Raw genomic sequence first — 5,060 nt, forward strand, 5'->3', positions numbered from 1 at the left:
AAGTAGAAAACTTTCAATTTGCCACCCACACATCGGGTCAATTTGTCCTGAACTTTTACAACTTAATACCCGCCGCCCACACAGCGGCACACCAAGCAGGAAATCTGAAAAAGGTTGCCTGCTTTTTTTCTGCCCAAAATGAGGTGGCAAAACGCCACCCCATCCACCGATTACCGAAAGGAGTGATACGAAATGCCCTGTCCGCACAATGAAATATCTATTGTGCAGCGAAGCCAACAGCAGTCTGTGGTTGCCGCCGCTGCTTACCAGAGCGGCGAAAAGCTGTTCTGTGAATATGACCAGCAAGTGAAGCACTACCCGGAAAAGCGTGGTATCGTCCACAATGAAATCCTGCTCCCGGCAAATGCCCCACGGTCGTATGCAGACCGCAATACCCTATGGAACGCCGCCGAAGCGGTGGAAAAACAATGGAATTCCCAGCTTGCAAGGCGGTGGGTGCTTACCATTCCCAGAGAGATACTACCCGACCAATATGCTGTCCTTGTTCGGGAGTTTTGCCAGCAGCAGTTTGTTTCCAAAGGCATGATTGCTGACTTTGCCATCCATGCCCCCCATCCGCCGGGACACAATCCCCACGCCCATGTCCTGCTGACCATGCGGGCAATGGACGAACATGGGAAATGGCTTCCCAAAAGCCGCAAGGTTTATGACCTTGATGCGAACGGGGAACGGATAAAACTGCCATCCGGCAGGTGGAAAAGCCACAAGGAGGATACGGTTGACTGGAACGACCAGAAGTATTGTGAAATCTGGCGGCATGAATGGGAGGTCATCCAGAACCGCTATCTGGAAGCCAATGACCGTCCGGAGCGTGTGGACTTGCGTTCCTATGCCAGACAGGGGCTTGATATTGTCCCCACTGTCCATGAGGGAGTTGCTGTCCGGCAGATGGAAAAGCGTGGTATCCAGACGAATATCGGCAACCTGAACAGGGAAATCAGAGCCGCCAACCGCCTGATGAAGTCTATCAGGCAGCTTATCCAAAACCTCAAAGGCTGGATTACCGAGCTGGGCGAAAAAAGGAAAGAGCTGCTTGCACAAAAAGCGGCGGAGGAAGCGACACTTCTTCCCAATCTGCTGATGAAGTATATGGAGATACGAGGAGGGATCTCTTGGAGACAGTACAAGGATATGTGATTTTGAAAGCTGCCACCTTTGAAACTGGACACGGCTTTGCGCTTGGGCATAATCCGGGAGCGCCGAGCCCCTTTGTGACCTGGCAGTTTACCGAGGGGGAAAACGGCCATCGGGATTACTACTGGGGCCGCTATGGAAACAGCCAGGCATGGGCGTAGCGGGACTTTGACCGCCGGGTGGACGACTATCAGCAGCTTTACCATGCGGCGGTCAGACATACCGAGCCGGGATTGGAGGGCGTTTACCGCTATTATTCCACCCAGCGCCCCGTAGACATAGGCACCTATCCGAAGCCGCCGGATAACCAGCCCCTTTCCATCGTCAACTATGATGATGACAGGCGGCGTCCTGTGGCGGACGGCAGGCTGATGGCATGGGGCGAACTGACCTATGCAAAGCCGCTGACCGAAAAGCAGATGGAGGACTACGAGCTGAAACCAGCACCGGGCAATCCTGACCGGGTGCGCCCATCCATTACCGCCCAGCTCAAAGAAGGAACCAGAGGGCAGAACCCCCCGAAGGAGCCCGGCCAGAAGCGGAGCCATAAAAACCATGAGGAACGATAAAGGAGGATCGCCATGCACGAAAAAGACAACTATCTGAAAACCGCCGAGCTCTCCACAGAGCAGAACTGCAACATGATCGACGGCGTACCCAACAACACGCCCACCCCGCCCACGCCCCCGGAGCTGGACGCAAAACCGCTGGACAAGGTAAAGGAGCCCAAAGAGCACCGGAAAGGCCGGGAGCTGGAACGCTGATGGAGAACCGCAAGCGGAATGTCCATCTGCACGTTATGGTAACGCCGGACGAGCTGGCAGCCATCCATGAACGGATGGTCGAGGCGGGCATTTCCAACGCCGGGGCCTATGTGCGAAAAATGGCTCTGAACGGGTATATCCTGCACATCGACCTTGCGCCCGTAAAAGAATTGATCTCTCTGCAACGGCGCTGTTCCAACAATCTCAATCAGGTTGCCATACACGCACATACCTATGGTGTGTACCCGGAGGAAATCGACGGATTGAAGCGGGACTATGAAAAGTTATGGGGCGAGGTGTCAAAGGTGCTGCGGGAGCTCTCCGAGCTGGTGGCAAAGTGAGACGAGGGCGGCAGGCTTCCGTTGTGGGGCTTGCCGCCCTCGTCTTTTTATTCTCACTGTATTGTATGATAGAAAAATTTACCGCAATATGGTAAAATGAAAATATCTATCGAAAGTTGGTGAGATTTGATGAGTGAATATTTAAATGAGGATATATGCCAGTTTAGTAATGATGCTTCTGCATCTTCTTTTGGTTGGAATTTTCAAGCAAATGCAGGCATTTTTCTTTTTTTAAAGTATATGCCAGATGCAGCAGATATTAAAATTGAATCCATATCTCAAGATATTGAAATTACTTTGATTGATGAACGAAAGGTTTTTGCACAGGCGAAATCTGCACAAGATAGCACAACCATCAAAGACCAAAAGGAAAAATTTAAAGATGCCATAATATCGTTAGCACGTAATCCGTATAAAGACAACCAATTGGTGTACATTTCTAATATACCTGATACATTTAAGTCGGCTCCAAATTTTTTTAACAATAGTATTATCCCGTACAATGATTGCTTAGCGGGAATACAGAAAGAGATTGACGATACCATCCTTTCAATCTCAAAAAACATTGCAAAAAAAATAAAAAAAGAAAAAGATCCTCTGAAAATCAGAAAATTGGAACAAATAAAAGAAAAAGTTGAGAATTTCCACAAAGAGAATTTATATATATCAACAATATATCCGTATTACGGTAACGAGAAAAACAGATATACCATTATTGGCGATTCCGTTTTAAGTTTTTTGACAGATACCATCGGATTAACAAGAGATGATGCCATTTCCATAAAACAAAAGTTATTGGAGCACTGGCAACTGAATTTTGAACACAACTCTACCATAAAAGATGAGAATAAAAACAAGAAGATTTTGAAAGAAGATTTTACTTGGCCAATTGTAGCTTTTCTGGTTGATGGGAATTTTCCGGATATTGATGATTGTTTATCGTTTTTGCCGGACCAGTCTATAAAAAAAGAGGTTGAACGCGTCATGAATGATCCGAAAAGTTTCTATCATGCACGTTACGAATTTACCAACAAAGTCTTGCAACGCTATGCGCAATTTAAAAATCAATCAATAGGGAAAGCAATTAAAAAACCAGAACTTGAATTTATTAAAGAACACGGCGATGAATTTAGAGACGAATTTGTAATGTTGAGTAATGGCGATAATGAACTAACAGAATATCTAACAAAAGTATTTTTATATAGAATACTTACAAGCAACAGAGTAGTCCAAAAGGTATGTAGCGCAGTCGGGGTGAAAGCATGATTATAGAGAAACTTCTATTACGAGAAGGTATGATAGAAAATTTAGACACTTTTTCAGAAAAGAGAAATCTGATTTATTCTAAGACCAACACAAAAGGAAAATCTACATTTGTTAGACTTCTATTTTATGCGTTGGGGTATCCAATTCCTAATATGCGTGGAATTAAATATGAAGATATTATTACGGAGATAACATTTTCTGAAAAAGGGCAAAAATATACTGCCACTCGGGAAAATAATTTGCTTACACTTTTCTCCGAAAACAGTCGCATTGAGTTCACACTTCCCAGTCAACATATGAGTTTTTTGTCGTTTGTTTTTAAATATGAAAACATCAAAGTTTTAAAAAATTTATTGGGGTTTATGTATGTTGATCAAGACAAAGGATGGACACTTCTAAATCGTGGAACCGTCATTGGAAAGATAAAATTTAGCATTGAGGAATTACTTGCGGGCTTAAATGGAATTGATATAGATGATTTGATCGAAAAGAAAACCACACTCGAACTAAACAGAGACAAATATTTGGCAATGCTGAATATACAAGAATTGAGTGAGCAAGTTTATGAGCAAAACGGAGAAATATTCATTTCAGACATAGAAAAAGAACTCAACGAAAAAATAGCGTATTGTAACATCAAACTTGAAAATGAAAAAAATGCTTTAAAAGAAATTAACTCTGTTCTTCTTAAAGAAAAGCAATTCTTCGACTATATTGATTCAATGAATTTATCCGTGAAACAGGATGATGTTATAATTCCGGTAAACAGGACTACATTGCTGAATTCGACAGCAAATTATGAATATTTACGAGCGCACAGAAGCATTATAGTGACCAACATAGAAAAGTTAAAACGTGAACGTTCCTCTTATGACGTAAAACTATGTGAATATCATGCCAAAAATGCACAAATAAGCATGTTTTCTGCTGAATCAAAAGATACCCTTGTTAATAAGCAACTTGCCAATTTTAATATTGATCAGACCGTAGTTGAACAGCTTTTAGATGAAACAAAGAGCGATTTGAAGCATGTTAAAGCCGAAATAAAACGAACGATTAAAAATCAAAATTCTTACATATCGAAAATTTATAAATATGTTTTAGAATATGCAACCCAGCTTAATGTTGATGATAAAATGGTAGCCAAAGAGGATTTCATCTTTACATCAGACTTAAAATCGCTTTCGGGTGCAGTTCTGCAAAAAATGGTATTTGCTTTCAAAGTGGCTTTTTTAAAGGTTATAGAAGAAAGCATGGACACAAAATTGTTTATCGTATTGGATTCTCCCAAGGGAAAAGAGTTAGATGATGACAATATGAAGCTAATTGAAAACTTAGTAAGCGCCGAACTATGCGACAATCAAATCTTTTTTGCAAGCATTTATGATCTTGAACATGAAAAACTGATAGAAATTAAGAATCGTGCAATTGAAGGCCGAAACAACTAACAAACAGGGAGAGTACAATTTGTACTCTCCCTGTTTGTTAATTGAGGACAGGATTCACTAATCTTTCGCAACATTTATGTCCCCGG

Annotated in this window: 7 protein-coding genes and 1 pseudogene; all 8 read left to right on the top strand. The window is 42.7% G+C overall.

Translation table 11 applies throughout. From position 1 onward, the window contains the following. On the top strand, positions 1-212 hold a 212-nt coding region (locus tag DW826_RS18495; RefSeq protein WP_207659899.1), incomplete at its 5' end, for a hypothetical protein. Next, a pseudogene (gene mobQ / locus DW826_RS17370) lies at positions 193-1,122 on the top strand (MobQ family relaxase); the annotation flags it as partial. The gene DW826_RS18495 and the pseudogene mobQ, both read left to right, overlap by 20 nt. An 11-nt stretch (positions 1,123-1,133) precedes the next feature. Then, positions 1,134-1,316, top strand: a complete 183-nt coding sequence (locus DW826_RS18770; protein WP_242994145.1) for a hypothetical protein — start codon at positions 1,134-1,136, stop codon at positions 1,314-1,316. Positions 1,317-1,334: 18 nt separating this feature from the next. Next, the gene (locus DW826_RS17375) at positions 1,335-1,724 is read left to right on the top strand and encodes a hypothetical protein (protein ID WP_242994146.1); all 390 of its coding nucleotides are present in this window, start codon (positions 1,335-1,337) and stop codon (positions 1,722-1,724) included. 12 nt (positions 1,725-1,736) lie between these two features. Further along, positions 1,737-1,919, top strand: coding sequence for a DUF4316 domain-containing protein (locus DW826_RS17380; protein WP_117485865.1), 183 nt, complete (start codon positions 1,737-1,739; stop codon positions 1,917-1,919). Beyond that, entirely contained in the window at positions 1,919-2,260 is a 342-nt protein-coding gene (gene mobC, locus DW826_RS17385; RefSeq protein WP_015552616.1) for a plasmid mobilization relaxosome protein MobC, read from the top strand. Before DW826_RS17380 ends, mobC begins: the two co-directional genes overlap by 1 nt. A gap of 129 nt (positions 2,261-2,389) precedes the next feature. Continuing rightward, positions 2,390-3,526: a hypothetical protein gene (locus tag DW826_RS17390; RefSeq protein ID WP_015552615.1), complete on the top strand. Its 1,137-nt coding sequence runs from the start codon at positions 2,390-2,392 to the stop codon at positions 3,524-3,526. Beyond that, positions 3,523-4,974: a hypothetical protein gene (locus tag DW826_RS17395; protein ID WP_015552614.1), complete on the top strand. Its 1,452-nt coding sequence runs from the start codon at positions 3,523-3,525 to the stop codon at positions 4,972-4,974. Before DW826_RS17390 ends, DW826_RS17395 begins: the two co-directional genes overlap by 4 nt. Positions 4,975-5,060 lie beyond the last annotated feature (86 nt).

This window comes from Clostridium sp. AM34-11AC, assembly GCF_003435375.1.
Taxonomy (GTDB): Bacteria; Bacillota; Clostridia; order Lachnospirales; family Lachnospiraceae; genus Pilosibacter; species Pilosibacter fragilis.